General features: G+C 71.4%; 24 protein-coding genes. 7 read left to right on the top strand and 17 right to left on the bottom strand.

The genetic code is table 11. From position 1 onward, the window contains the following. Positions 1–75: 75 nt before the first annotated feature. The 4 genes from cobA to OG607_RS38790 form a co-directional block, all read right to left on the bottom strand. Positions 76–1,308, bottom strand: a complete 1,233-nt coding sequence (gene cobA, locus OG607_RS38805) for a uroporphyrinogen-III C-methyltransferase (RefSeq protein WP_405737342.1) — start codon at positions 1,306–1,308, stop codon at positions 76–78. Positions 1,309–1,412: 104 nt separating this feature from the next. Then, positions 1,413–4,646, bottom strand: coding sequence for a nicotinate-nucleotide--dimethylbenzimidazole phosphoribosyltransferase (cobT, locus tag OG607_RS38800; protein ID WP_405733983.1), 3,234 nt, complete (start codon positions 4,644–4,646; stop codon positions 1,413–1,415). Between the two features lie 279 nt (positions 4,647–4,925). Continuing rightward, entirely contained in the window at positions 4,926–6,164 is a 1,239-nt protein-coding gene (gene cbiE, locus OG607_RS38795; protein WP_405733981.1) for a precorrin-6y C5,15-methyltransferase (decarboxylating) subunit CbiE, read from the bottom strand. Between the two features lie 114 nt (positions 6,165–6,278). Further along, positions 6,279–6,914, bottom strand: a complete 636-nt coding sequence (locus tag OG607_RS38790) for a GNAT family N-acetyltransferase (RefSeq protein WP_405733979.1) — start codon at positions 6,912–6,914, stop codon at positions 6,279–6,281. A 220-nt stretch (positions 6,915–7,134) separates the two neighbouring features. On the opposite strand from OG607_RS38790, the gene OG607_RS38785 reads away from it, so the two are divergent. Both OG607_RS38785 and OG607_RS38780 read left to right on the top strand, forming a co-directional pair. Then, complete coding sequence (locus OG607_RS38785) at positions 7,135–7,902, top strand: class I SAM-dependent methyltransferase (protein WP_405733977.1); 768 nt, start codon at positions 7,135–7,137, stop codon at positions 7,900–7,902. 25 nt (positions 7,903–7,927) lie between these two features. Beyond that, complete coding sequence (locus OG607_RS38780) at positions 7,928–8,314, top strand: MmcQ/YjbR family DNA-binding protein (protein ID WP_405733975.1); 387 nt, start codon at positions 7,928–7,930, stop codon at positions 8,312–8,314. Here the strand turns inward: OG607_RS38780 and OG607_RS38775 are convergent. The 3 genes from OG607_RS38775 to OG607_RS38765 are packed head-to-tail and all read right to left on the bottom strand — an operon-like array spanning position 8,298 to position 10,859. Continuing rightward, positions 8,298–9,128: a MetQ/NlpA family ABC transporter substrate-binding protein gene (locus OG607_RS38775; RefSeq protein WP_405733973.1), complete on the bottom strand. Its 831-nt coding sequence runs from the start codon at positions 9,126–9,128 to the stop codon at positions 8,298–8,300. The two genes, OG607_RS38780 and OG607_RS38775, sit on opposite strands and share 17 nt — an antisense overlap. Before the next feature lie 49 nt (positions 9,129–9,177). Then, positions 9,178–9,846 carry a methionine ABC transporter permease gene (locus tag OG607_RS38770; RefSeq protein WP_405733971.1) on the bottom strand — a complete coding sequence of 223 codons (669 nt, stop codon included), beginning with the start codon at positions 9,844–9,846 and terminating at the stop codon, positions 9,178–9,180. Further along, the gene (locus OG607_RS38765) at positions 9,843–10,859 is read right to left on the bottom strand and encodes a methionine ABC transporter ATP-binding protein (protein ID WP_405733969.1); all 1,017 of its coding nucleotides are present in this window, start codon (positions 10,857–10,859) and stop codon (positions 9,843–9,845) included. Before OG607_RS38765 ends, OG607_RS38770 begins: the two co-directional genes overlap by 4 nt. Positions 10,860–11,200: 341 nt before the next feature. On the opposite strand from OG607_RS38765, the gene OG607_RS38760 reads away from it, so the two are divergent. Then, the gene (locus OG607_RS38760) at positions 11,201–11,569 is read left to right on the top strand and encodes a hypothetical protein (protein ID WP_405733967.1); all 369 of its coding nucleotides are present in this window, start codon (positions 11,201–11,203) and stop codon (positions 11,567–11,569) included. Further along, positions 11,562–11,996 (top strand): hypothetical protein, encoded by a 435-nt coding sequence (locus OG607_RS38755; RefSeq protein ID WP_405733965.1) that lies wholly within the window; start codon positions 11,562–11,564, stop codon positions 11,994–11,996. Before OG607_RS38760 ends, OG607_RS38755 begins: the two co-directional genes overlap by 8 nt. A gap of 3 nt (positions 11,997–11,999) precedes the next feature. Here the strand turns inward: OG607_RS38755 and OG607_RS38750 are convergent, their stop codons facing one another. From OG607_RS38750 to OG607_RS38740, 3 genes are all read right to left on the bottom strand, one after another. Beyond that, positions 12,000–12,506 carry a GNAT family N-acetyltransferase gene (locus tag OG607_RS38750; RefSeq protein ID WP_405733963.1) on the bottom strand — a complete coding sequence of 169 codons (507 nt, stop codon included), beginning with the start codon at positions 12,504–12,506 and terminating at the stop codon, positions 12,000–12,002. A 116-nt stretch (positions 12,507–12,622) separates the two neighbouring features. Then, positions 12,623–13,123, bottom strand: a complete 501-nt coding sequence (locus OG607_RS38745; protein ID WP_405733961.1) for a sigma-70 family RNA polymerase sigma factor — start codon at positions 13,121–13,123, stop codon at positions 12,623–12,625. 72 nt (positions 13,124–13,195) lie between these two features. Next, entirely contained in the window at positions 13,196–14,353 is a 1,158-nt protein-coding gene (locus OG607_RS38740) for a glycerophosphodiester phosphodiesterase (protein ID WP_405733959.1), read from the bottom strand. Positions 14,354–14,561: 208 nt separating this feature from the next. On the opposite strand from OG607_RS38740, the gene OG607_RS38735 reads away from it, so the two are divergent. After that, complete coding sequence (locus OG607_RS38735; RefSeq protein WP_405733957.1) at positions 14,562–15,254, top strand: lysophospholipid acyltransferase family protein; 693 nt, start codon at positions 14,562–14,564, stop codon at positions 15,252–15,254. 21 nt (positions 15,255–15,275) lie between these two features. Here the strand turns inward: OG607_RS38735 and OG607_RS38730 are convergent, their stop codons facing one another. From OG607_RS38730 to OG607_RS38720, 3 genes are read right to left on the bottom strand one after another with little or no spacing between them, the layout of a single operon-like run. Further along, complete coding sequence (locus OG607_RS38730) at positions 15,276–16,685, bottom strand: MFS transporter (protein WP_405733955.1); 1,410 nt, start codon at positions 16,683–16,685, stop codon at positions 15,276–15,278. Beyond that, positions 16,682–17,230 carry a TetR/AcrR family transcriptional regulator gene (locus tag OG607_RS38725; protein WP_405733953.1) on the bottom strand — a complete coding sequence of 183 codons (549 nt, stop codon included), beginning with the start codon at positions 17,228–17,230 and terminating at the stop codon, positions 16,682–16,684. Before OG607_RS38725 ends, OG607_RS38730 begins: the two co-directional genes overlap by 4 nt. A 40-nt stretch (positions 17,231–17,270) precedes the next feature. Continuing rightward, positions 17,271–18,686, bottom strand: coding sequence for a glycoside hydrolase family 43 protein (locus OG607_RS38720; protein WP_405733951.1), 1,416 nt, complete (start codon positions 18,684–18,686; stop codon positions 17,271–17,273). 222 nt (positions 18,687–18,908) lie between these two features. On the opposite strand from OG607_RS38720, the gene OG607_RS38715 reads away from it, so the two are divergent. Next, the gene (locus OG607_RS38715; protein ID WP_405733949.1) at positions 18,909–19,934 is read left to right on the top strand and encodes a LacI family DNA-binding transcriptional regulator; all 1,026 of its coding nucleotides are present in this window, start codon (positions 18,909–18,911) and stop codon (positions 19,932–19,934) included. Positions 19,935–19,992: 58 nt separating this feature from the next. Here the strand turns inward: OG607_RS38715 and argH are convergent, their stop codons facing one another. Together argH and OG607_RS38705 are read right to left on the bottom strand one after the other, a co-directional pair. After that, positions 19,993–21,432: an argininosuccinate lyase gene (argH, locus tag OG607_RS38710; RefSeq protein ID WP_405733947.1), complete on the bottom strand. Its 1,440-nt coding sequence runs from the start codon at positions 21,430–21,432 to the stop codon at positions 19,993–19,995. Positions 21,433–21,513: 81 nt separating this feature from the next. Further along, positions 21,514–22,713 (bottom strand): argininosuccinate synthase, encoded by a 1,200-nt coding sequence (locus OG607_RS38705; protein WP_405733946.1) that lies wholly within the window; start codon positions 22,711–22,713, stop codon positions 21,514–21,516. A gap of 121 nt (positions 22,714–22,834) precedes the next feature. Here OG607_RS38705 and OG607_RS38700 point away from each other — a divergent pair, with 121 nt between their 5' ends. Beyond that, positions 22,835–23,200 carry a hypothetical protein gene (locus tag OG607_RS38700; protein WP_405733944.1) on the top strand — a complete coding sequence of 122 codons (366 nt, stop codon included), beginning with the start codon at positions 22,835–22,837 and terminating at the stop codon, positions 23,198–23,200. On the opposite strand, the gene OG607_RS38695 is transcribed toward OG607_RS38700, so the two are convergent. Then, entirely contained in the window at positions 23,174–24,661 is a 1,488-nt protein-coding gene (locus tag OG607_RS38695) for a sensor histidine kinase (RefSeq protein ID WP_405737339.1), read from the bottom strand. The genes OG607_RS38700 and OG607_RS38695 overlap by 27 nt on opposite strands. Then, positions 24,661–25,416, bottom strand: coding sequence for a response regulator transcription factor (locus tag OG607_RS38690; protein ID WP_405733942.1), 756 nt, complete (start codon positions 25,414–25,416; stop codon positions 24,661–24,663). The genes OG607_RS38695 and OG607_RS38690 overlap by 1 nt, the downstream gene beginning before the upstream one ends. Positions 25,417–25,483 lie beyond the last annotated feature (67 nt).

Below are 25,483 nucleotides of genomic sequence, written 5' to 3'. Positions count from 1 at the left end.
CGTTGTCGACCGACGACAACGCCGCGAGCGCTGGTGCCAGGGCACGCGACGCCACGGAGATCCACAAGACAGGGCCTAAGCCCTAGGGGCCTTGCCCGCGCCGACGGCGACCACTTCGCCGATCACGATCACCGCGGGCGGCCGGATGCCCTCGTCCGCGACCACCTGGGCCACGGTGGCGAGCGTGCCGTCGACCCGGCGCTGGGCGGCGGTCGTACCCTCCTGGATGACCGCGACCGGGGTGCCGGGCGCACGGCCGTGCTCGATCAGGGCGGCCGCGATCGCGCCGATCCGCTCGACCGCCATCAGCAGCACCAGCGTGCCGCGCAGCTTGGCCAGGGCCGTCCAGTCCACCAGCGAACGCGGATCCTCCGGGGCCACGTGCCCGCTGACGACCGTGAACTCATGGGCCACGCCCCGATGGGTCACCGGGATGCCGGCAGCGCCCGGCACACTGATCGAGCTGGAGATACCGGGGACGACGGTGCACGGGATCCCGGCTTCCGCCAGCGCCTCGGCCTCCTCCATGCCACGACCGAACACGAACGGGTCGCCGCCCTTGAGCCGTACGACGGCCTTGCCCGCCTTCGCGTGCTCGATCAGCGCGTTGTTGATGGCCTCCTGCGCCATGGCCCGCCCGTACGGGATCTTGGCCGCGTCGATGACCTCCACGTGGGGGGCGAGCTCGTCCAGCAGGTCGCGGGGCCCGAGGCGGTCCGCGATCACCACGTCCGCCTCCGCCAGCAGCCTGCGGCCCCGCACCGTGATCAGGTCCGGGTCGCCCGGACCGCCCCCGACCAGGGCCACACCGGCGGTGCGGGTGCGGTGGTGGGGGGCGGCGAGCGTACCGTCGCGCAGGCCCTCCACGATCGCGTCCCGGACGGCGGCGGAACGGCGCGGATCCCGGCCGGTCAGCACGGCGACGGTGACGCCCTCGCTGCGGCCGGTCGCCGGGGTCCAGGCGGTGGCCGCGTCCGCGTCGTCGCTGCGCACACACCACACGCGCTGGGCCTCCGCCTCGGCGGAAGCGGCGGCGTTCGCCTGCGCGTCCTTCGTCGCGATCAGTACGTACCAGGCTTCCGCGAGGTCACCCTCGCGGTACGCCCGGCGCTCCCAGCGGAGCTCGCCCGCGTCCGCCATCGCCTCCACGGAGGGGGTGGCCGAGGGCGAGATCACCACGATGTCCGCCCCCGCCGCCACCAGCGGGGGAAGCCGCCGCTGGGCGACCTGGCCGCCGCCCAGGACGACGACGCGCCGTCCGGACAGGCGCAGTCCGACGGGGTACGCGGGCGCGTCGTTACGGTCCATGGCCATGGCTGTGCGGCTCCTTGCGTTCTGCTGGTACGGCAACCATAAGGCGGCCCGACATTGCCCGGGCGGGGTGCGGCCCGTGGCCGGGGTGCGGGTGGCTCTCAGGCCTTTTCGGTGACCCCGGCCGAGTCGAACGTCGCGACCTCGTGCATCGCGCGCGCAGCGCTCTGCACGAGCGGGAGTGCGAGCAACGCCCCCGTACCCTCTCCGAGGCGCAGGTCGAGGTCGACCAGGGGCCGCAGGCCCAGCTTGGTGAGGGCCGCCCGGTGTCCGGGCTCCGCGCTGCGGTGACCGGCGATGCAGGCGGCGAGCACCTCGGGGGCGATGGCCCGGGCCACGAGCGCGGCCGCGCCGGCGCTGACGCCGTCGAGGATGACCGGCGTACGGAGGGAGGCGGCGCCGAGCAGCAGCCCGACCATGGCGGCGTGCTCCAGGCCGCCGATGGCGGCGAGGACCTCGATGGGATCGGCGGGGTCGGGGCGGTGGAGTTCGAGGGCGCGGCGGACGACGTCGACCTTGCGGGCGTGCATCTCGTCATTGATGCCGGTGCCGCGGCCGGTGATCTCGGCCGGGTCGACGCCGGTGTAGACGGAGATCAGGGCAGCGGACACCGTGGTGTTGGCGACGCCCATCTCGCCGGTCAGGAGGGCACGGTTGCCCGCGGCGACGAGGTCGCGGGCGGTCTCGATGCCGACCTCGATGGCGCGCAGGGCGTCCTCGCGGGACATCGCGGGGCCGACGGTGAAGTCGGAGGTGCCGTACCGGACCTTGCGCGGGAGCAGCCCGGGCGTGTTGGGCAGCTCGGCGGCCACGCCGACGTCGACGACGCAGACCTCGGCGCCGACCTGGTTGGCGAAGGCGTTGCAGACCGCCCCACCGCCCAGGAAGTTGGCCACCATCTGGGCGGTGACCTCCTGCGGCCAGGCGGTGACGCCCTGGGCGTGGACACCGTGGTCGCCGGCGAAGATCGCGACGGCGGCGGGCTCGGGGATGGGCGGCGGGCACTGCCGGGACAGACCACTGAGCTGGGCGGAGATGATCTCCAGCATGCCCAGGGCACCGGCGGGCTTGGTCATGCGCTTCTGGCGCTCCCAGGCCTCGCCGAGCGCCTTGGCGTCGAGGGGGCGGATGCCGCGCAAGGTCTCTTCGAGGAGGTCGTGCGGAGCCTCGCCGGGCAGGGCGCGGTTGCCGTACTCCTCCTCGTGGACGACCCAGGCCAGCGGCCGGCGCTTGGACCAGCCCGCCTGGACCAGCTCGGGGTCCTCGGGGAACTCGTCGACGTATCCGACGCAGAGGTAGGCGACGACCTCCAGGTGCTCGGGAAGCCCGAGTTCGCGCACCATCTCGCGCTCGTCGAAGAAGCTCACCCAGCCCACGCCGAGGCCTTCGGCGCGGGCCGCGAGCCACAGGTTCTCGACGGCGAGGGCCGACGAATAGGGCGCCATCTGGGGCTGGGTGTAGCGGCCGAGGGTGTGGCGGCCGCCGCGGGTCGGGTCGGCGGTGACGACGATGTTGACCGGAGTGTCGAGGATGGCCTCGATCTTCAGCTCGCGGAACTGCTTGGCACGGCCCTTCGGGAGCGACTTGGCGTACGCCTCCCGCTGGTGCATGGCGAGTTCGTGCATGCGCTCGCGCGTCTTGGCGGAACGGATGACCACGAAATCCCAGGGCTGGGAATGGCCGACGCTGGGGGCGGTGTGGGCGGCCTCCAGGACCCGGATCAGCACCTCGTGCGGGATCGGGTCGCTGCGGAAGCCGTTGCGGATGTCGCGGCGCTCACGGATGACGCGGTGCACCGCGTCGCGCACGGCGGCGTCGTAGCCCTCGGCAGCGGGGGCCCCGGGGGCAGGGGCGGGGGCGGAAGCCTCCACGGCCTCCTCCACGGCTTCGGCCTCGGCCTCCTCCGCAGCGGCCTCGGCCACCGGCTCCTCGACGGCTTCCAGCTCCGGCTCCGGCTCTGCCACTACCGTCTCGACCTGGACCTGGGGTACTTCGGGGACCACCGCAGCGGGCTCTTCGACCGGCTCGGGTTCCGCTTCCGGTGCCGGTGCCGGCTCCGGCTCCGCCAGAACATCCGCAGCCCCGGACACAGCCACGACCACGGGCTCAGGCTCCGGCTCCGGAGCGGCCTCCACCACAAGCGCGGGCTCGGGCTCCACCACAGGCTCGGGCTCGGGCTCCGCGACGGACTCCTGCGGGGCGTCCGCCGGTTCGAGCCCGAAGGGCAGTGGCGGCACGTCATCCACCGGCGGCTCCACGGCCTCCGCCTCAAGGACCGGCTCCGGCTCCGGCTCCGGCGCCTCGACGGGAACCGGGGCGGGCCACGCGGTACCGGCGACCGGGGTCACCTGCGGGACGGGGTCCGCGGCGGGAACAGGAACGGGAGCGGGCGTGGGAGCAGGCGCCGGCGCGACGGTGGGCACGACGGCAGGTTCGTCACGCGGCACGTCGAGGTATTCGGGACCCGTGGTCGGCGGCCCGGGCTGCCGTAGCGGCACCGGGGTCGCGGGAGTCGCGGGGGTGGGCACCTGAACCGGCACCTGAACCTGCGTCGCGGGGCCGCGGTCGGCGAGCGAGCGCACCACGCCGCCCGTCGCGGGATCGGGCATCGGGGGGCCCATGTGCAGGGGCCGCCGCGCGGGGGCGGGCGTCGGCTGGACAGGCTCCGGGGCCAGGGCACGTACGGCCGCGAAGTCGACCGAACCGGAGTCACGGCCGTCCTCCTCGTGCGCCTCCGGCGCGGCCACGACCTGGACCGGCACCGGGTCCGCTATCGGCGCGGGCTCGACGGGCCGGGCGGCAGCCGGCTCGGCGGCAACGGGCTCGGCGGCGACCGGTTCCGGCGCCAGGGGCTCGGCCACCACCGGCTGGAACGCCACCGGTTCGGCAGGCTCCGGCGCAGCGAGCAGCGGCTGGACCGGCACAGGCTCAGGTACCGGCACATGCTCAGGTACCGGCGCGGCCACAGGCACCTGCACGGGTACCGGCGTCGGCACCGGAACGGACATGGTCGACTGCGTGGGCAGCGGCACCGGCTGCGGGTCGCCCCAGGAGGCCTGGGGGCCCGGCATGATCAGCAGATCCTCGTCCTCGTCGGCACCGATCGGCACCGGTACGGGGCCGCCCGGCTGCTCAAGGAAGGTGTACGCGGGCGGGACCGGCGCGGTCAGCGGATCGGAGTCCCAGGTCGGGGCGCCCATCGGCTGCTGCGGCGCGGCGATGCCCTGGAGTTCGGCGTTGCCTGGGAGGTCGGCGTGGTGCTGCGGGTGCAGAACCGCTTCTTCGCCTGCGTTCCCCGGCAGTCCCTCGCCCGGGACCTGGCCGGTGTCAGTCATGCGTGCCCCTCGCCCATCGGTTTCGCTCCTTCCAACGCCGCACCGCGCGCACTGCCGCCCACAGGAACAACGAGCGTTCCCCGTCAGCGGCACCGTCGGCGAAGGGTGAGAAGCACTGTCCGCACTGACAGCCGCTCAGACCATCCGTCAACACACAACGACCGGCACAACGAGCCGCCAGCCTACCGTGCGCACACGTCCGCGTACTCCCGAGGGGGTGCACCGCAATCCGGACACAACGCCCGGCCGCCACCGCCCCGCAGGGGTCCTACCGGGCTTTCACCTGCGATGACCGCACAGCGCGAAGACCACGGCACGCTCGCGCTCGGCCCAGTCGGAGCCGAGTTCGACGGCCTGCAACAGGACTCGCCCGACCGTGTAACCGCCGTCCTCCAGCGCCTGGCTGACGGCCTCCGCCTCGTCCCGGTTGACCGCGCTGGCCGCGATCCGCTCGGGGCGGCGGGAGACGCAGGCGGCGACCACGTCGGCGCCGCAGCCGCCGCCGAGCCGGACGACGTCCGGTTCCGGAAGGTCCTCCAGGGCCTGGGGGGCGGTGCCGTGCACGATGTGGACGGGGACGCCGAACTTCCGTGCGCTGGCCTCGATCCGGGCGCAGGCGTCCGCGTCCCGGTCGACCGCGATGACGGCGGCCCCGAAGCGCGCGGCCTCGACGGCGGCCGCTCCCCCGGCCGCGCCGGCCCCGACATCCCAGACGAGGTCGCCGGTGCGCGGGCCGAGGTGGGCGAGCTGGAGGGCCCGCAGGGACGCGGAGTCGCCGCCTTCCGGGGCGTCCCGTACGGGGCCCATCGCGTACTCCTCGACGGGCAGCGCCCAGCCGCGTACGGGACCGGGGAATCCGGGGTCGCGGCCGGCGATCCACCCGCTGCGCCCGGCGACGGCCGGTGCGGACGAGGTGATGCCGCCGACGACGAGCACCACGTTGGGGTCGCGCCAGGTGTGGTCGGCGACCTTGTCGGAGGTGAGGACGGTCACCTGCTCCTGCTCGGTGCCCAGCGCCTCGCAGATGACGAAGGTGCGGTGCACTCCGCCGAGCAGCAGGGCCAGTTCGGCCGGTCCGGCGCCGGGTGCGGTGAGGACGGCGACCTTGGGGTAGGCGCGGCAGACGTTGACCGCCCTGCGCAGGGTGCGTTCATGGGCGACGACGACGCGGGCGTCGTCCCAGGCCATTCCGGCGCGTGCGAAAGCCTGAGCGACGGATGAAACACCGGGCACGACCTCGACTTCCAGGCCGTATTCCGGCGCGCGCAGGGCGCGTACGACGCCGAAGAAGCCCGGGTCGCCGTCGGCGAGGACCACGGCGGTGCCCCGGTGGCCGGCGATGCGGCGGGCGGCCAGGTCGATGCTGCCCAGGACGATCCGTTCGGCGTCCTGCGGAACGAAGGGCAGGGCGAGGTGGTGGCGGGTGCCTGCCACGAGGGTGGCCGCGCTCAGGGCGGACCGCGCGGCCTCGGTCGGAGGCGAGCCGTCCCACCCGATCACCGTGACCCGGTCGGCCATCGTGGTCTGCCTCCTGGGCGCGTCGCGTGCGGGCTGTCACCGCACACTACCCCGGCGGGATCTTGGCCATGAGTCCGCCCGAGTACCGGTTCGGTGCCGGTTCCCGGTGCCGGTTCAGTGCCAGTCGGCGAAGGCCGCGTAGTCCGTGCCGTCGGAGGACTGCCCGTCGGGGCCGTCGAGGTCCTCCGGGAGCAGGCTCCACACGATGAGGTCGGTGCGGATCTCGGCCCAGCGTCCGTCCTCGGTCTGGCTGCGGACGATTCCCGCGTTGCGCAGGACGCCTTCGCTGATGCAGCCGATCTTCTGCGCGACCTGCTGCGACGCTGTGTTGTCGGCGGCCGTCCTCAGCTCCAGCCGCTCGAACTTCTGGTCGTCGAAGAGCCACTGGGCGGCGGCCGTCACCGCCTCGGCCGCATAGCCCTCGCCGCGCGCCCAGGGCGCGATCATGTAGCCGACCTCGCTGCTGCGCGTGCGCCAGTCGGTGTTGTCCAGGTGGCAGATGCCGACGAGGCGCTGGGTGAGGAACTCGGTGACGGCGAAGACGATGCCGCGCCCCTCGGTGCGCACGGCGTGCGAGCTCACCGTGGCCCAGTCCCGGGCGATCGCCTCGGAGTAGGGCCAGGGCACCGAGGTCCAGGCCGTCACGAGTTCGTCGTTCATCATCTCGGCGAGCGCGGGGATGTCCGTCTCCTCGAAGGAGCGCAGCACCAGCCGCTCCGTACTGATGGAGATGTCCGGAAAGGAGGTCATTCGCCGCTCCGTAGCCAGGGCACGTGTGCCGGATGGAAGAGCACAGCATGCAACATCGGCCGGGTCATGCGCAGGGCAGGGTCATGGGGGCTCGCCGTGGCCGTCGTTCAAGAGTACGGCCAACCGTTCCTTCACCGTGTGGAGTTGGCGCGCTGTTCCCCGGCTCTTTGCGCAGGTCCGGTACCACTCCTGTCATACGGTCCTGCTACCGTCAGCCCGCGTGACGGTGCACCACGCAGCAGGAGTCGGATATCAGCGGTCCGCGGGTGTGTACGAGCGGTCCCGCCCCTCGTACCCCATGGCGGCGCTCGCCGAACTGGCGGACGCGCTGCCCCTTCAGGCCGGACGCACGGTCGTCGACCTCGGGGCCGGCACGGGCAAGTTCACCCGGCTGCTGGCGCTGACCGGCGCCCACGTCCTCGCGGTGGAACCGGTCGCCGAGATGCGGGCCCGGCTGTCCGAGCTGCTGCCGGGCGTCACGGTCACCGCGGGCACCGCCGAGGCCACCGGGCTGCCGGCCGGCTGCGCGGACGCGGTGGTCGCCGCCCAGTCCTGGCACTGGTTCCAGGAGGCGGACGCGCTCGCCGAGGTCGAGCGGCTGCTGCGGCCCGGCGGCGCGCTGGCGCTGGTGTGGAACACGTACGACACCTCCGTGCCCTGGGTCCGCGACTTCCAGGACATCTACTTCCGGCTCGCCCCCCGCGATCTGCCCAGTCCGCTGGACGACGGCTGGCGCGGGGCCTTCGCGGGACGGCGGGGCTGGTCGCGGATACAGGAGCGGCACTGGGCGAACCCGCACACGACGACGGTCACGGACGTGGTGGAGCGGATGATGTCCTCCAGCCATGTCGCGGTGATGAGCCCGGCGGAGCAGGAGCGCGTGCGAGCCGAGGTCCTCGCGGTCCTCGGCTCGCACGACGCGACCCGGCAGCCGGGCAGCATCGAGATGCCGTACACGACGGACGTGTACTGGGTGCGGCGCGGCTGAGCGCGGTTCACGGTTGAATGGGGCCGTGGACCCCATCGAACTCAAGGCCGCCTGCCTCGGTCTCAACGGCGCCGCCGAGGAATTCCCCTTCGGCCCCGAGACCTCGGTCTTCAAGGTCGGCGGCAAGATCTTCGCGATCAGCGCGCTGGACGGCCTCCCGCTGAAGGTCAGCCTCAAGTGCGACCCCGATCTCGCCGTACGGCTGCGGGCCGAGCACCCGGCGATCGTGCCCGGCTACCACCTGAACAAGCGGCACTGGAACACGGTCACCCTCGACGGTTCGCTGCCCGGCAGCCTGGTCCGCGAGCTGATCGAGGACTCGTACGACCTGATCGTGGCGAGGCTGCCCCGGGCACAGCAGCTCAGGCTGGACTGGCCCGGCACCTCGGCCTCCGTCAGAACGACGGAATGACCGAGCCGTCGTAGGTGTCCTCGATGAACTTGCGCACCGCGTCCGAGGTGAGCAGCTTCTTGAGCTTCAGCACCCGCGGGTCCTTCTCGTTGCCCTTCTTCACGGCGAGGAAGTTGCCGTACGGGTTGTTCGTGGCGGACTCCAGGACCAGCGCGTCCTTGGCCGGCTTGAGGCCGGCGGATATGGCGTAGTTGCCGTTGATGACGGCGGCGTCCACGTCGTCGAGGGAGCGCGGCAGCTGGGCCGCCTCCAGCTCCTTGAACTTCAGGTTCTTGGGGTTGCCGGTGATGTCGGCCGGGGTGGCCTCGCTGCCGACGCCGTCCTTGAGCGTGATCAGGCCGTTGGCGGCGAGCAGCTTGAGGCCGCGGGCCTCGTTGACGGCGTCGTTGGCCAGCGCGATGGTGGCGCCCGTCGTGAGGGCGGCGGCCGTCTTGAGCTTGCTGGAGTACAGGCCGAGCGGCTCCAGGTGCACGGTGACGACGGGCACGATGTGGGTGCCCTTCTTCTTGTTGAAGTCGTCGAGGTAGGGCTGGTTCTGGAAGTAGTTGGCGTCGACGGAGCCGTCCTCGGTGGCGGTGTTCGGCGTGACGTAGTCGCTGAACTCCTTGACCTCCAGGTTCAGGCCGGCCTTCGCGGCCAGGTTCTTCTTGACGAAGTTCAGGATCTCGGCGTGCGGGGTGGGGCTCGCCGCGACGACGAGAGGATCGCTCGCGCTGTCCTTGGAGGAGCCGGAGTCCGAGCCGCAAGCGGTCAGGCCGAGGGTGAGGCCCGCGGCGGCGAGGACGGCAGTCGTGATCTTGACGGTGTTGCGCACGAAAAGTGCCTTTCTTTACGCCTGTACGGCTGTGTGCGGCTGCAGGGGACTACGCGGTGCGGGTGCGGTGGGAGACGGCTCGGGCGGCCAGGTCGCCGATCAGCTGGACGGCGGCGACCAGGACGACGAGCACCGCGATGGTGACGAGCATCAGACCGGTCTCGAAGCGCTGGTAGCCGTAGCGGACGGCCACATCGCCCAGGCCGCCGCCGCCGATCGTGCCGGCCATCGCGGAGTAGCCGATGAGCGCGATCACGGTGGTGGTGAGCCCGGAGATCAGCGAGGGCAGCGCCTCCGGCAGCAGGGCCTTGCGTACGACGGTCCAGGTGCTGCCGCCCATGGACTGGACCGCCTCGACGAGCCCGTGGTCGACCTCGCGGACCGAGGTCTCCACCAGGCGGGCGAAGAAGGGGATGGCGCCCACCGCGAGCGGGACGATCATCGCCTGCGCGCCGATGGTGGTGCCGATGACCCAGCGGGTGAAGGGCAGCAGGGCGATCAGCAGGATCAGGAAGGGCAGTGAGCGGCCGACGTTCACGACCGCGCCGATGACCTTGTTCACCATTGCGTTGCCCAGCAGCCCGCCCTTGTCGGTCAGGACGAGGAGCACACCCAGCGGGAGGCCGCCGAGCACGGCTATCAGCACCGCCCAGCCGACCATCGTCAGCGTGTCCTGACACGCCTGCGTGAGCAGCGGCTGCATCTCGGACCAGGTCACTTGACGGCCTCCTTGACCGGGGTGTCGCCGACGGGGGCCACATCGACCTGCAGGCCCTTTTCGCGCAGGAAGCCGATCGGCACCACGTTGTCCTCGAAGCGGCCGGGCAGTTCGATCCGCATCCGGCCGACCTGCCGGCCGCCGATGGTCTCCAGGGCGGCGCCCAGCACCGAGATGTCGATGTTGTACGTACGCGCCAGTTGAGAGATGACCGGCTCGGTGGCGGACTCCCCGTGGAAGGTGACGTCGACCACCGTGCTGCCCTCGCCCGAGGGGTGGCCGCCGACCGGGAACAGCTCGTGGGCGAGCTCGGAGCCGGGGGTGGCGAGCAGTTCGGTGACCCTGCCGGACTCCACGATGCGGCCGTCCTTCATCAGGGCCGCGGAGTCGCAGACCGCCTTGACGACCTCCATCTCGTGGGTGATGAGCAGGACGGTGAGCCCCAGCTGCTGATTGAGGTCGCGCAGCAGCTGCAGGATGGACCGGGTGGTCTCGGGGTCCAGGGCGGAGGTGGCCTCGTCGGACAGCAGCACCTTCGGGTCGCCCGCCAGCGCCCGGGCGATGCCCACACGCTGCTTCTGGCCGCCGGACAGCTGCGCCGGATAGGCCTTGCCCCGGTCGCTCAGGCCGACCAGGTCCAGCAGTTCCAGCGCCTTGCGGGAGCGCTCCTTGCCGGAGACGCCGAGGATCTCCAACGGCAGCTCGACATTGGCCTGGACGGTGCGCGCGGACAGCAGGTTGAAGTGCTGGAACACCATGCCGATCCGGCTGCGCGCGGCGCGCAGCGACGAGCCCGGCAGGCTGGTGAGCTCCTCGCCCGCCACCTCGACGGTTCCCGAGGTGGGGCGCTCCAGGAGGTTGACGCAGCGGATCAGCGTGCTCTTGCCGGCGCCGCTGCGCCCGACGACGCCGTACACCTCGCCCTCACGGACGTGCAGATCGACGCCGTCCAGGGCAGCCGTGTCGCGGCCACGCGAACGGTAGACCTTGGTCAGGCCCGTTGTGGTGATCACTGGAAATCAGTCCGTCACTGTCGAGTGCACGGCAGGCTTCAGCCGGGCACGAGGTCTTGTGGGCAACATGAGCAGCGCGGCATGACTCGGACCCGGCAATGGGGCGGGAAGGTCAGCGGCGGCGGGAGGCTCTACGGAGCCTCAGCGTGCGCACATTCGACACATACAACGAACACCGGGCGTCATCATCGCCTCGGTCGCGCGGTGGCGGCTGTTCGTCGTGGTCATGCAGACCAGTAAAGCAGACCGGACCCGGGCGTCCCATAATCCGGTCACCCGGTCCGCATTCCGGACGCCCTCCCGCGCGCTTCGGAGGCTCCCGCCCGTATTAGAGTCGCCGCATGCTCGACGCGCTCACCCTCACCGTCTCGGTAGCGGCGCTGCTGCTGGCCGCCTGGTGCGGTTTCGCCGCCTTCCGGGACCAGTCCACCAAGGACTGGCACTTCATCGGCATGGCGGTCGTGTCGGTTCTGGCCCTGGTCCAGCTGGTGGTCGGCGTGGTCAAGCTCGCGGGCGGCGAGAAGCCGGACGACGGGACTGTGATCTTCGTCGCGTATCTGCTAGGGGCGGTCTGCACGATCCCGGCGGCGGGCTTCATGTCGCTGACCGAGCGCACCCGCTGGGGCTCGGCGATCGTCGCGGCGGGCGGCGTGATCCTGGCCGTACTGGAAGTGCGGCTGTACGACATCTGGGGAGGCATCAGTGTCTGACACTCGCTCTGACACGGGCATCGGCCGGGGGCCCGGGCGGCTGCTGCTGTCGCTCTACGGGGTGTTCACGGTGGCGGCACTGTCGCGGGCGATCGTGCAGATCAGCATGCAGTTCGACGAGGCGCCGCTGGCGTACGTCCTGTCGCTGCTGGCGGGAATCCTCTACACCGTGATCACGGTCGCCCTGTGGCGCGGGGGCGAGACCGCGCGCAGGGTCGCGCTGGTGAGCTGCACGGTGGAGCTGATCGGCGTACTGGCCGTCGGGACGATGACCGTCCTGGACTCCGCCGCCTTCCCCGACCAGACGGTGTGGTCGGACTACGGGATCGGCTATCTGTTCCTGCCGGTGATCGTCCCGGTCACCGGCCTGCTGTGGCTGCGCCGGTCGGCGCAGCCACAGCAGGAGCCGCAGCAGAAGGAAGCGTGAACGTCACGCGCTGGCGGCGTAGGTCTCCGCTATCGCGGGCTTTTCCATGTGGACCAGGCTCAGCCGGCGGGTGACCTGCTCGGTGGCGCCGATCTGCGCGTAGCCGAGCTTGCGGTAGAGCCGCAGGTTGAACTCGCTGCGGTGGCCGGTGAAGAGCCGGTAGCGCTTGGCCTCGCAGCCCGCGGCGAGGCGCTCCTCGATCGCGCGCAGCAGACGGCCGCCGAGGCCGTGCCGCTGCATGCGCGGGTGGACGATGAGTTTCGCGATCCGCGCGGTGCCGTCTTCGTCGACGACGCCGCGTACGGAGCCGACGACCTCCGCGCCCAGCCTGGCCACCAGGACCGTGCCCTCGGCGAGCTCCGCACGCAGCGCGTCAAGGGTCTGGGTGAGCGGCTCAATGCTGTAGTCCCCGTACAGCTCCGCCTCGCTCTGGTAGGCGAGATACTGGAGTTTGAGGATGTTCTCGGCGTCGCCGTCGACCGCCGTAGAGATGGTCACGCTCATGCCCATGTGCGCAGGCCTCCCCTTCGAGTCCGCCCGGACGCGGGAGGGTGAGGGTTGCGCCCGGAACGTGTGCCCTGAATGAAGCCGGCGCGGGTGCGCGCCGCCTCCGTGGCGCCGGTTGTTTACGGTGCCTTACCCGTGCCCGCACTGCTTCGAACCCGGGTGTTCAGGATCGTACGCAGGCAGCCCAGGCAGCGGGAACGGAGCGGGCCCAGGCTTCCCTGTGAGATACCCAACTCGCGGGCGATCTCCGGATAGGTGGGATCGGCCCGGGAGATGAGGGCGGACACCAGCTCGGGGCAACGGCCCGGCAGCCGGGCCACGGCGGCGCGCAGAGCGCGGCGCTGCTCGGCGTCGATCAGCTGCTGCTCGGCGGTCGGCGCGGCATGCGCAGGAAGCGTATGCGTCTCGCGGCGCAGCCTGCGCAGGGCGGGCCGCGCCTCGGCCCGGACCGCGCTGCGCAGCCAGCGCGCGGGATCGGCCGGGGGCTCGGGCAGCTCCAGAAGCCGCAGCCAGACGCCCTGTTCGAGGTCGGCGGCATCGATGCCGCCGGGAACGGCTTCGGCGGCGGCCTCGGCGGCGAGGAGCGGGCGCAGGCGGGCGAGGGCGAGTTCGGGCGTCATGCCGTACGGGACACGGCCGCCGCGCCGGGTGGTTGCCCTGCGGCGCGGCAACCACCCGGACGCGGGGTGCCGTCATCCCCCGTTGACGAAGTCCTCGCGGGCGAGGAGGGCGGTGTCGGCGTTGTCGGAGAAGATGCCGTCGATGCCCTGCTCGAAGTAGACCTTGAAGGCCCCGAAGGCGTCGCCGTAGGCGTTGGGGTCGGTGCCGGTGCGGAAGTCCGCGGGCAGGAACTGGTTCTCATTGCGCATGGTGTACGGGTGCAGGACCAGCCCGGCGGCGTGCGCGTCGGCCACCAGGGTGGTGGGCGTGGTGAGCTTGCCATTCGCGTCGCGCGGGATGATCAGCAGCAGCGTCGGGCCGATGCCCTGGGCGAAGCCCGCGATCCACTTCAGGCCGGCCGGGGTGACGAGGTCGGCGACCGTGCGGGGATCGCCGGCCGCCACGAAGTCGTACGGACGGGTGGTCGCCGCGTCCAGCAGGGCGATCTTGGGCGCGGCCACGCCGAGCTTCCCCAGCCGCTGCAGGCTGCTGGGCTCGAAGGACTGCAGGAACTGCGGGGCGTGCGCGGTGTGGCGGCCGTACTTGCGCAGCAGCTTGTACAGCCGCTCCTCCAGGCCGAGGCCGAGGGAGCGGAAGTAGGTGGGGTGCTTGGTCTCGGTGTGCAGCCAGACGGCCTTGCCTCGCTTGCGGCCCTGCTCGTCGGCCCACTTGAGGACCTCTTCGAAGGTGGGGATCTCCCAGCGGCCGTCGTAGATCGTGTTGCGCTGCCGGACGGCGGGGAGCCGCTCCACCGCGCGCAGCGTCTTCAGCTCGGCGAGGGTGAAGTCCTCGGTGAACCAGCCGGTGGTGGCGATGCCGTCGATGGTCTTGGTGGTCCTGCGGCCCGCGAACTCCGGGTGACTCGCGACATCTGTCGTGCCGCCGATCTCCGGCTCGTGGCGGACGACCAGATGCCCGTCCTTCGTCGGGACGAGGTCCTGCTCGACGACATCCGCGCCGATGTCCAGCGCGTACTGGTATGAGCCAAACGTGTGCTCCGGGCGGTAGCCGCTGGAGCCCCGGTGGCCGATGACGGCCGGCACGGGAAGCTTGCGTACGGGCACGGAGCCGTGGCGGCTGTCGGCGCTCGCGGTGCCCGGCAGCGCGACCACGCCGAGGGCGGCCGCGCCCGCGACGAAGCTTCTGCGGCCCGGGCCCTGACGGCGGTCCTGCTGCTGATCCTGCGTCATGAAGCGGCTCCCTCGGTGTTCCCATGGCCCTGACAAGCGACGGGCGCATCGTAGGCTCGCGGCTCTTTCCTACGGGAGGCATCGGTTGGAACATGGCGGAAACGCACGTCAACAATGCGTACCGGTCGCGTGAACCCGGTGTGCGTTCAACCCCTCGGCGGAAGTATCGTCGACAAGGCAGCTCTACGTTTCACGACCGGAGGACCCGTTGTCCCGCATCATCCTCAAGGCGATTCTCGGGCTCGTCATGCGCGTCCTGTTCCGCCCACAGGTCGAGGGAGCGGAGCACATCCCCGGCGACGGCCCGGTGATCCTCGCCGGGAACCACGTCACCTTCATCGACTCGATGTTCCTCGGCCTCGTGGTGAAGCGGCAGGTCTACTTCATCGGCAAGGACGAGTACGTCACCACCCCCGGCATCAAGGGCTGGTTCATGGCCAAGTGGTTCACCGCCATGGGCATGATCCCCGTCGACCGCGACGGCGGCCACGGCGGCGTCGCCGCGCTCATGACCGGCCGCCGCCTCCTCGACGAGGGCAAGGTCTTCGGCATCTACCCCGAAGGCACCCGCTCCCCCGACGGCCGCCTCTACCGCGGCCGCACCGGCGTCTCCCGCCTCGCCCTCATGACCGGCGCACCCGTCGTCCCCTTCGCCATGGTCGGCACCGACAAGGTCCAGCCGGGCGGCGCGGGCGTGCCGCGCGTGCACCGCTTCACGGTGCGCTTCGGTGAGGCGCTGGAGTTCTCGCGCTACGAGGGCATGGACCGCGACCGCTATGTACTGCGCGCCGTGACCGACGAGATCATGAGCGACGTCATGCGGCTGTCCGGTCAGGAGTACGTCGACATGTACGCCACCAAGGCCAAGGCCGCCGGCGCCGGGCACGCGAAGGCCGCGTAGCAGCAGCCCGCCGGACAGCCCCTAGAGCCTCTGCCCGCGCAGGAATCGCCAGGCCACCGCCGCGCCGCAGAGCAGCACGACCGCACCGACCGCCGATGCCGCGCGCAGGCCGGCGGTGAAGTCGTGGCCGCCCATGATGATCGACCCCAGTACGGCGATGCCGAGCGCCGCGCCCAGCTCGTACGCGGTCTCGGAGACCGCAGAGGCCGCGCCGGCCCGGGCGCGCGGGACGCTGGAGAGGATGACGTCCGCGGTGACCGTGAAGGAGAAGCCCGCACCGGCGCCCACGACGAACAGCGAGGCGCCCAGCAGCGTGTAGCCGGAGTCGGGGCGCAGGGTGGCGAGGGCGCCGAGGGCGAGGGCGGTGGCGGCGAGGCCGCCGGAGACGACGGTGCGGACGGAGAGGCGGCGGGCGGTGGCGCCGGCTATGAGGCCGGTGCCGACGGCGCCGAGGGTGGCGGGGAGTTCGGCGAGGGCGGCCTCCAGCGGCGAGCGGTGCTGGACGAGCTGGAGGAACTGGGAGAGGAAGAAGACCATCCCGGCCAGGCCGAAGACCGTCATGAGGTCGGCCAGTACGGAGGCGGAGAAGCCGCGGTTGCGGAAGAGCCGCATGTCGAGCAGCGGCACGGGCAGCGTGAGCTGGCGGCGTACGAAACCGGCCAGGCACAGCGCGCCCGTCGCGCCGGCCGCCAGGGCCGCCGGGCGGAACCCGTGTGCGGCGAGGTCCTTGATCGCGTAGACGACACCGCCCATGCCGGCCAGGGAGAGCAGGACGCTGGCGGGATCCCACGGGCCGCGGGCCGGGTCGCGGGACTCGGGGAGCAGCCTGGCGCCGACGACGATCAGGACCGCCATCACGGGGAGGTTGATCAGAAAGACCGACCCCCACCAGAAATGCTCCAGAAGGATGCCGCCGACCACCGGGCCGAGGGCGGCGCCGGCTGTGGACACCGCGCCCCAGACGCCGATGGCGAAGCTGCGCTCGCGCGGGTCGGTGAAGAGATTGCGTATCAGGGCGAGCGTGGAGGGCATCAGGGTCGCGCCGGCGACGCCCATGAGTGCGCGGGCGGCGATGAGCATGCCGGGACTGGTGGCGTAGGCGGCGAGCAGCGAGAGCGCGCCGAAGGCGGCGGCGCCGGTGAGGAGGAGCTTCTTGCGGCCGACTCGGTCGCCGAGGCTGCCCATGGAGACGAGGAGACCGGCGATGACGAAGGAGTAGGCGTCGCCGATCCACAGCAGCTGGGTGGAGGAGGGGCGCAGGTCGGCGGTGAGGAAGGGGATCGCCAGGCCGAGCACGGTGGCGTCGACGGTGACCACGAGCAGGGCGAGGGTGAGCACGCCGAGCGCGAGCCAGCGGGCCGGGTGGCCGGAGGGCGTGACCGTGGGCGCGGGCGTGGTGGCCGTGGTGGTCGTGGCGGTGCCGCTGCTCATGACGTGCTCCGCAGCATCCCGCCGAGCAGCAGCTCGGACACCATCCGCCCGGCGTCGCGCGCGGCGATCCGGCCGTCCTGGACGGACCAGCCGGACGCGGCGATCAGCGCGTAGAGGGCCTCGCCGAGCCAGGCGGGGCTGAGGTCGTAGCGGAAGAGGCCCTGCTCCTGGCCCCGGGAGAAGAGCTCGTCGACGCGGGCGCCGATGCGGGTCCAGCCGACTTCGGTCTCGGGCAGGTCGTACAGCTGGTTCTCGCCGTAGAGGAAGCCGAGGAAGGCGGCCACGGGCATCGCCTCGTCGATCAGGCGGCGTACGGCGGCGACCGGGTCGCCCTCCTCGATTCGGGCGGCGTTCAGGCACTCCTCGACCTGCTCGATGCCGAGCGCGCCGAGCGCCCTGACCAGGACATCCCGCCCGGGGAAGTGCCGGTGCAGGGTGGCGCGGCTGACGCCGGCCGCTTTGGCGATCTCGTCCATGGACGCGGTGGCCCGCCGGGCGAGGAGGGCCGCCGCGTCCCGGAGCACCTGCTCACGATCGAAGCTCATGAGACAAGGCTAGCTCATGTGAGACATCATTGTCTCATTCTCAGGCCCAGGGGGCCACGGCGGCGAAGGAACTGTCGGCGCGGAACAGGTCGGTGTTGGCGTCGAGGTCCAGGCGCAGTGCGTAGTTGTAGTGCCGGAGGTAGTAGCCCGGGTAGTTGTAGGACTCCAGGCGGACCGCGCCGCTGGTGGGGCTGGTGCGGGCGACGAAGGTGGCGTCCTTGGCGAAGGTGGTCGTGCCGTCGTTGGCGTCGAAGCGGCCGACGTAGTTGTAGTGGCGCAGGTAGTTGCCGGCCGAGTCGCGGAAGGAGTAGCCGTTGGAATCCGCCAGGCCCGCCACGACGGTGAAGGTGGCGGCGGTTTTGGCGGCGCTGGTGCTGGAGGAGGTGATGACCGAGAGGTTGACCGCGCCGGTCGCCTCGCTCCAGTAGCGGGTCGGGTAGTTGGCCGACCGGAAGGAGCGGGTGATGCCGGTGGTGAGGCTCGCACCGCCGGAGACCGTCTCCTTGACCGCCGTGAAGTGGCGGGCGGTGCCGGAGATGCCGGGCAGTTCCTTGGGGGTGGTCCAGGTGGCGAAGGTGTCGTAGCTGTCGCTGAAGAGGTACGTCCCCGCGCCGTAACCGTCGAAGAACAGCCGCCAGCCGCCGTTGTCGAGCTGGACGAGTGCCGGGCCCTCGCGGTAGCTGCCCCAGCCGGCCCAGTCGCCGGTCTTCTGGATGGTCCAGGTGCCGGTGAGGCTGGAGGCAGTGGCGTACTCGATGTACTTCGTCGTCTCGTTCTTGGTGAACGCGTGGTACGTGCTGCCGATCTTGACGATGAAGGTGTCGATGTGGTTGCTGCCGATGCCGGAGAGCGCGGTGGGGGCGGTCCAGGCGGTCAGCGCGGTGTTGGTGGCGGTGAGGACGTACGGGGTGAAGATCCACTCGTCGTCGGTGGTCGAGCAGGAGACGATGACGTTGACGCTGCCGTTGCTGTCGATGAACCACTCCGGCGCCCAGGCGCGGGAGAGGTTGGAGATCGGGACCGTGTAGTCGTACAGGAAGGTCCAGTTGACGCGGTCGGAGCTGCGGGCGAAGCCGATGGTGGTGCTGGTGTCCTCCCAGGTGTGCGTGGTGTAGGTCAGGTAGTAGTAGCCGTTGGTGTGCTTGAAGACGCTCGCGTCCCGGATGCGATTGCTGGGCGGGGTGTACGCGGAGGCCTGGAGGAGGGTGAAGGCCGTCGCGTCCTCGGCCTGGTAGACGTTGACGGTGTAGTCGCTGCTGTTGGTGAACGCGACGATCGTGTACCGGTCGGCGTAACCGGTGGCCGGGGCGGCGGCCTCGGCGGAGCCGAGCAGGCCGGGCAGCCTGGTCAGCGCCAGGGCGGAGAGGGGGAGCGCGGCGGCGGCACGGAGGAGGCCGCGGCGCGAGAAGGCACGGGGGAAGGCATGGGGGAAGTCATGGGGGAACTGCTCGCTCATCAGAGACGCTCCGGCTGCTTTGGCGGATCGACGTTGGGGAGTGTTTGCGCGAACATGTCAGGCTGGGCGGAAGTGTCATGCCACCAACTCATCTGAGTCAAGAGGTTGTTACATATTCCGAAACAAAGGTGGGCCGTGCCGAAACGCGTTTGAAATGGTGATTGTTCGACCCGTCGCACGTTAGAGTGTTTGCGTCAACACGAGTGAGGGGGGCTCACCGCCATGACCACTGCCCGGATCCGGCCGCCGTCCCAGGCGGACGTGGCGGCCCTGGCCGGTGTCTCCACCCAGACGGTGTCGCGCGTGGCCAACGAACGGCCGAACGTCGACCGCGAGACCCGCGACCGGGTCATCTCCGCCATGCGCATCCTCGGCTACCAGCGCAACAGCGCCGCGCGCGCCCTGGCCACCGGCCACTTCCACATGCTCGGCGTCATCACCTTCGACCTCAGCGCCCACGGCAACGCGCGGACCCTCGAAGCCATCTCCCGGGCCGCCTCCGCCGCCGGCTACTCCGTCAACGTGGCCAGCGCCCAGGCACAGACCGAGGGCGCCGTCCGCCAGGCCTTCTCCCAGCTCACCGGCCAGGCCGTCGACGGCATCGTCCTCATCGAGGCCCAGATCCTCGACCGCCCCGGCCTCCACCCGCCGCCCGGCGTCCCCGTCGTGATCGCCGACGGCGACCCCGAGCAGCGCTTCGCCTCCGTCGACAACAACCAGGCGGCGGGCGCCCGAGCCGCGACCGAGCATCTGCTCGAGCTGGGCCATGGCACGGTCTGGCATGTCGCCGGCCCCCAGGACTCCTACTCCGCCCGGCGGCGCGCGATGGCCTGGCACGCCACGCTCAAGGAGGCCGGCGCCGTCGTCCCGCCGCTGCGGATCGGCGACTGGACGGCCACCTCCGGCTACCGGCTCGGGCAGGAACTGGCCCTGCGCGACGACGTGACGGCCGTTTTCGCCGCCAACGACCATATGGCGCTCGGGCTGTTGCGCGCCCTGCACGAGGCGGGCCGGTCCGTTCCCGGTGACGTGAGCGTCGTCGGCTTCGACGACGTCGCCGAAGCCGCCTGCTTCTGGCCGCCGCTCACCACGGTCCAGCAGGACTTCGAGGAGGTGGGGCGGCAGTGCGTCGCGCTGCTGCTCGACCAGATCGCCACCGGCCGCAGCGCGGCGGGCACGGCTTCGCTGGTCCCGCCGCGGCTCGTACGGCGGTCCAGCACGGGGCCGCTGCGCGGGGCCTCCGTCTGACGGGGTTGTGCCAGGGGGCAAGCCCCCTGGACCCCCCGAACGCCCTTCGGGTCCGTCCTCACACGCCGGACGGGCTGAAACCTCCAGCCGTGGCCCAGGCCAGCTGGACCGCGAGGTTGTCCTTGATCTCGGCGAGCTGGACGGCGACGGCCGAGGGGGCGGTGCCGCCGCGGCCGTTGCGCGAAGCGAGCGCGCCCTTGACGTTGAGGACGCCGCGGACGTCCGGCGTGAGGTCGGCGGAGATCTTGGCGAACTGGTCGTCGGTGAGCTGGTCGAGCTCGATGCCGTCGGCCTCGCAGACCTTGACGCACTCGCCGGCGACCTCGTGGGCGACGCGGAAGGGGACACCCTGCTTGACGAGCCACTCGGCGATGTCCGTGGCGAGGGAGAAGCCGGCCGGGGCCAGCTCTTCCATGCGCTCGCGGTTGACCGTCAGCGTGGCCATCATGCCGGTGAAGGCCGGCAGCAGGACTTCGAGGGTGTCGCAGGAGTCGAAGACCGGCTCCTTGTCCTCCTGGAGGTCGCGGTTGTACGCGAGCGGGAGGGCTTTGAGGGTCGCCAGCAGGCCGGTCAGATTGCCGATGAGGCGGCCGGACTTGCCCCGGGCGAGCTCGGCGATGTCGGGGTTCTTCTTCTGCGGCATGATCGACGAACCCGTCGAGAACGCGTCGTGGAGGGTGACGAAGGAGAACTCCTTCGTGTTCCAGATGATGATCTCCTCGGCGATACGGGAGAGGTCGATGCCGATCATCGCGGTGATGAAGGCGAACTCGGCGACGAAGTCCCGCGAGGCCGTGCCGTCGATGGAGTTGGCGACCGAGCCGTGCTCGAAGCCGAGGTCCTTGGCGACGGCCTCCGGGTCGAGCCCGAGCGAGGAACCGGCCAGCGCGCCGGAGCCGTACGGCGAGACGGCGGTGCGGGTGTCCCACTGACGAAGCCGCTCCGCGTCCCGGGACAGGGCCTGGACATGGGCGAGGACATGGTGGGCGAAGAGCACGGGCTGGGCGTGCTGGAGGTGCGTACGGCCGGGCATCGCCACGTCCGGGTGGGCTTCGGCGAGGCCGACGAGGGCCTGCTGGAGTTCGGCGACGAGGCCGCCGACGATGCGGGCGTGGTCGCGCAGGTACATACGGAAGAGCGTCGCGACCTGGTCGTTGCGGGACCGGCCGGCGCGCAGCTTGCCGCCGAGGTCGGGGCCCAGGCGCTCCAGGAGGCCGCGTTCGAGGGCCGTGTGGACGTCCTCGTCGGCGATGGTGCCCACGAAGGTGCCCGCCGTCACGTCCGCTTCGAGCTGGTCGAGGCCGGCCAGCATGCGGTCGAGCTCGTCGGCGGTGAGCAGGCCCGCGCCGTGCAGGACCCGGGCGTGGGCGCGGGAGCCGGCGATGTCATACGGGGCGAGGCGCCAGTCGAAGTGCACGGATGCGCTGAGCTTGGCGAGGGCCTCGGACGGGCCGTCGGCGAAGCGGCCGCCCCACAGGCGTACGTTGTTGCTGGTCACGGGGCCGGTCCTCCGGTGGTCGTTGCGGTTTCGTCGGCGGCTGTCCGCCGGTGGCCTGATTGCGGGCAGGCGGAAAGTGTCTCAGCCCTGCTGGAGGTCGCGCTTCGCGGCGATCTTGCTCGACATGCCGAAGATCTCGATGAAGCCCTTCGACAGGGACTGGTCGAAGGTGTCACCAGTGTCGTACGTCGCCAGGTTGAAGTCGTACAGCGACTCGTCCGAGCGGCGGCCGTTGACCACGGCGCGGCCGCCGTGCAGGACCATGCGGATGTCGCCGGAGACGTGCTCGTTGGCCTCGTTGATGAAGCCGTCGAGGGCTCGCTTGAGCGGGGAGAACCAGAGGCCGTCGTAGACGAGCTCGGCCCAGCGCTGCTCGACCTGCCGCTTGTAGCGGGCGAGTTCGCGCTCGACGGTGACGTTCTCCAGCTCCTGGTGGGCGGTGATCAGGGCGATCGCGCCGGGGGCTTCGTAGATCTCGCGGGACTTGATGCCGACGAGGCGGTCCTCGACCATGTCGAGCCGGCCGACACCCTGGGCGCCGGCGCGCTCGTTGAGCTGCTGGATGGCCTGGAGGACGGTGACGGGCTTGCCGTCGATGGCGACCGGGACGCCCTGCTTGAAGGTGATGATCAGCTCATCTGCCTCGCGCGGGGTGGCGGGGTTCTGGGTGTACTCGTAGACGTCCTCGATGGGAGCGTTCCAGATGTCCTCCAGGAAGCCGGTCTCCACGGCCCGCCCGAAGACGTTCTGGTCGATGGAGTACGGGGACTTCTTGGTGGTGGCGATCGGGAGGTTCTTCTCCTCGCAGAAGGCGATCGCCTTGTCGCGGGTCATCGCGTAGTCGCGGACCGGGGCGATGCACTTCAGGCCGGGCGCGAGGGAGGAGATGCCGGCCTCGAAGCGGACCTGGTCGTTGCCCTTGCCGGTGCAGCCGTGGGCGACGATGCCGGCGCCGTGCTTCTTGGCGGCGGCGACGAGGTGCTTGACGATGGCCGGCCGGGAGAGGGCGGAGACCAGCGGGTAGCGGTCCATGTAGAGGGCGTTGGCCTTGATGGCGGGAAGGCAGTACTCGTCCGCGAACTCGTCGCTCGCATCGGCGACCTCGGCCTCGACCGCGCCGCAGGCGAGCGCCCGCTTGCGGATGACGTCCAGGTCCTCGCCGCCCTGGCCCACGTCCACCGCGACCGCGATGACCTCGGCGCCGGTCTCCTCGGCGATCCAGCCGATGGCGACGGAGGTGTCAAGACCGCCGGAATAGGCGAGTACGACGCGCTCGGTCACGGGCCTCTCCTCTGGTGCGGTAACGCATACGCTGGTGAGCATAAGTATGCACTCCTTCGTATGTTTCGTCAATTTGCCCCGGCCGGGACCCCGGGATCCCCGGGTCCCCTGGCCTCCTGGCATGGATGGATCAACAGCACTGAACCTGCTGGCTCTCTTCGTGTCCGCCGGCGCCCTGGCGACGTCGTTCGGCGTATCGCTCAGGCAGCTGCGGCTGGCGGACAACTCCAATGTGCTGCCGGTCATCATCGACATGTTCAAGGAGACCCGCAGCCCCGAGTTCCTGCGGTCCGTCGAGTACATCCGCGCGGAGCTGCCGGAGGAGCCCAGGGAGCAGTCGCTGAGCCCCTACATCTACAACGAGCGCGCCGAGCACGACACCCTGACCATGCCCTACTTCGAGGATCTCGCCGCCCGGGCGAGGGCGACGTCCGGCGCGGCGATACACGCCCAGCTCGGGCTACGCCGGCTCCGACCACCTGCGTAGCCGCACCGTGAACGCGGTCGCCCCGGGGCGGCTGTCCAGCTCCACGGTGCCGCCGTGCGCGTCGATGACGGCGGCGACGATGGCCAGCCCGAGGCCGGCGCCGCTGCCGGCGCCGGGGCGGCGGCGGTCCGCGTGGGTGAAGCGTTCGAAGACGGTGGACCGTACGTCGTCGGGGACGCCGGGGCCGTCGTCGGCGACCCGCAGCGCGATCGTGCCGGGCTCTTCCTCGAGGCTTACGGAGACCTTGGTGCCGGCCGGGGTGTGCAGCCGGGCGTTGGCGAGCAGGTTGGCGACGACCTGCTGGAGGCGGTGGGCGTCGCCGGACACGGTGACCGGCTCCTCGGGCAGGTCGAGGGTCCAGCGATGACCGGGCCCGGCGGCGCGGGCGTCGTCGACCCCGTCCAGGACGAGCCGGGTGAGGTCGACGGGCTCGCTCTCCAGCGGGCGGCCCGCGTCCAGGCGGGCGAGCAGCAGCAGGTCGTCGACCATCTCGCCCATCCGCCCGGACTCGGCGGCGACCCGCTCCAGGGCCCGGGCGACCTCGGGCGGCACCGGGCCGGGGTGCCGCATGGCCAGTTCGGCGTGGCCCCGGATCGTGGCGACGGGCGTGCGCAGTTCGTGGCTGGCGTCGGCGGCGAAGCTGCGCAGGCGCTGCTCGCTGCGGTGGCGCTTGGACAGCGCGTCCTCGACGTGGCCGAGCATGAGGTTGAGCGCGGCGGCGACCTGGCCGACCTCGCCGCGTGGGTCGGTCGCCGGGGCACGGGCGGAAAGCGCCACCTCGCCGCTGTCGAGCGGCACCTCGGTGACGGCCACCGCGACGGCGGCCACCTCCCGCAGCGGCCGCAGCGACCAGCGCACCCACAGCGCCCCGGCCACACCCACCACGAGCAGGGCGCCGCCGAAGACGGCCACGAGGACGAGTTCCAGCTCGTGGACGGTCTGCTCGACCCCTTCCATCGGAAGGCCGGTGATCAGGACGTCGCCGTCCTTGCCCTTGCAGGACATGGCACGGTAGTCGCCGAGCGCAGACAGTTCGATGTCGCGCGGGCGGTTGTCGACCGGCAGCGCGGCCAGTGCCCGCCTGTCGGCAGCGGTCAGCACCACCGTCGTGTCGGTGCCCGAGCGCACCACGGCCTGGTCGGTGACCGTGCCGTTCTTCAGCCGCGCGCCGAAGGTGCCGGTGGCCTGGCTGCGGGTGTCGGCGTACTCGTCGCCGTCGTGGTCGTCATGGCCGTCGAACACGGCCGTGCCGCGCTCAAGGCTGATCGGGAAGCGGCTGCCGGCCTCGCCGATCTGCTGGTCGACGCGGTCGGTGAGGAAGCCGCGCAGTGCGATCACCGCCGCCACGCCGACCGCCGCGCAGCTCACCGCGAGCAGCACGACGAGCCCCAGGGTCAGCCGGGAACGCAGGGTGTGCGGGCGCAGCGTGTGCGGGCGCAGCCCGGCGGCGGCGCGGCGGATCACGGGACGGGCACCGGCTTGAGGATGTAGCCCGCGCCGCGCACGGTGTGGATCATCGGCTGTCGCCCGGCGTCGATCTTCTTGCGCAGGTAGCTGATGTAGAGCTCGACGACATGCGCCTGCCCGCCGAAGTCGTACGACCAGACGCGGTCGAGGATCTGCACCTTGCTGAGCACCCGGCGCGGATTGCGCATGAGGAAGCGCAGCAGCTCGAACTCGGTCGGCGACAGGTCGATGACATCGCCGCCCCGGGTGACCTCGCGGGCCTCCTCGTCCATGGCCAGGTCGCCGACGGTCAGCAGCGAGTCGTCGGAGACCTCCCGGCTCATACCCGCCCTGCGCAGGAGGCCCCGCAGCCGGGCGAGCACCTCCTCCAGGCTGAAGGGCTTGGTGACGTAGTCGTCACCGCCCGCCGTGATCCCGGCGATGCGGTCCTCGACGGAGTCGCGGGCGGTGAGAAAGAGCACACAGACGTGCGGGCGCTCGGCGCGCAGCTTGCGCAGGACGGTCAGGCCGTCGAAGTCCGGGAGCATGACATCGAGGATCACCGCGTCGGGCTCGAAGTCGCGGGCGGCGGCGACGGCGGACGCGCCGTCGGTCGCGCCGCAGACCAGCCAGCCCTCGTACCGGAGCGTGCCGCACAGCACCTCGGTGAGGTCCGGCTCGTCGTCCACGACAAGGATCCGGACGGGGGTGCCGTCCGGACGGGTGAGCGCGGGGAGGATGCGGGCGGAGGCCGCTCGTCGGATTTCCATGGTCAGTACAGGGTCTATCAGATTTCTCTGAGTTCGCTCTGAATGGGGTCGGATTATTTCGGTCTGA

It is taken from the genome of Streptomyces sp. NBC_01537 (assembly GCF_045040445.1).
GTDB lineage: Bacteria > Actinomycetota > Actinomycetes > Streptomycetales > Streptomycetaceae > Actinacidiphila.
This window is presented reverse-complemented; position numbering and strand designations above follow the sequence as displayed.

What these genes read in the sequence shown, in the direction of transcription:
- cobA (WP_405737342.1), bottom strand. Translation starts at nt 1,308, where the DNA reads ATGGACCGTAACGACGCGCCCGCGTACCCCGTCGGACTGCGCCTGTCC.
- cobT (WP_405733983.1), bottom strand. Translation starts at nt 4,646, where the DNA reads ATGACTGACACCGGCCAGGTCCCGGGCGAGGGACTGCCGGGGAACGCA.
- cbiE (WP_405733981.1), bottom strand. Translation starts at nt 6,164, where the DNA reads ATGGCCGACCGGGTCACGGTGATCGGGTGGGACGGCTCGCCTCCGACC.
- OG607_RS38790 (WP_405733979.1), bottom strand. Translation starts at nt 6,914, where the DNA reads ATGACCTCCTTTCCGGACATCTCCATCAGTACGGAGCGGCTGGTGCTG.
- OG607_RS38760 (WP_405733967.1), top strand. Translation starts at nt 11,201, where the DNA reads ATGCTCGACGCGCTCACCCTCACCGTCTCGGTAGCGGCGCTGCTGCTG.
- OG607_RS38750 (WP_405733963.1), bottom strand. Translation starts at nt 12,506, where the DNA reads ATGGGCATGAGCGTGACCATCTCTACGGCGGTCGACGGCGACGCCGAG.
- OG607_RS38745 (WP_405733961.1), bottom strand. Translation starts at nt 13,123, where the DNA reads ATGACGCCCGAACTCGCCCTCGCCCGCCTGCGCCCGCTCCTCGCCGCC.
- OG607_RS38740 (WP_405733959.1), bottom strand. Translation starts at nt 14,353, where the DNA reads ATGACGCAGGATCAGCAGCAGGACCGCCGTCAGGGCCCGGGCCGCAGA.
- OG607_RS38730 (WP_405733955.1), bottom strand. Translation starts at nt 16,685, where the DNA reads ATGAGCAGCGGCACCGCCACGACCACCACGGCCACCACGCCCGCGCCC.
- OG607_RS38725 (WP_405733953.1), bottom strand. Translation starts at nt 17,230, where the DNA reads ATGAGCTTCGATCGTGAGCAGGTGCTCCGGGACGCGGCGGCCCTCCTC.
- OG607_RS38720 (WP_405733951.1), bottom strand. Translation starts at nt 18,686, where the DNA reads ATGAGCGAGCAGTTCCCCCATGACTTCCCCCATGCCTTCCCCCGTGCC.
- OG607_RS38715 (WP_405733949.1), top strand. Translation starts at nt 18,909, where the DNA reads ATGACCACTGCCCGGATCCGGCCGCCGTCCCAGGCGGACGTGGCGGCC.
- OG607_RS38700 (WP_405733944.1), top strand. Translation starts at nt 22,835, where the DNA reads ATGGATGGATCAACAGCACTGAACCTGCTGGCTCTCTTCGTGTCCGCC.
- OG607_RS38690 (WP_405733942.1), bottom strand. Translation starts at nt 25,416, where the DNA reads ATGGAAATCCGACGAGCGGCCTCCGCCCGCATCCTCCCCGCGCTCACC.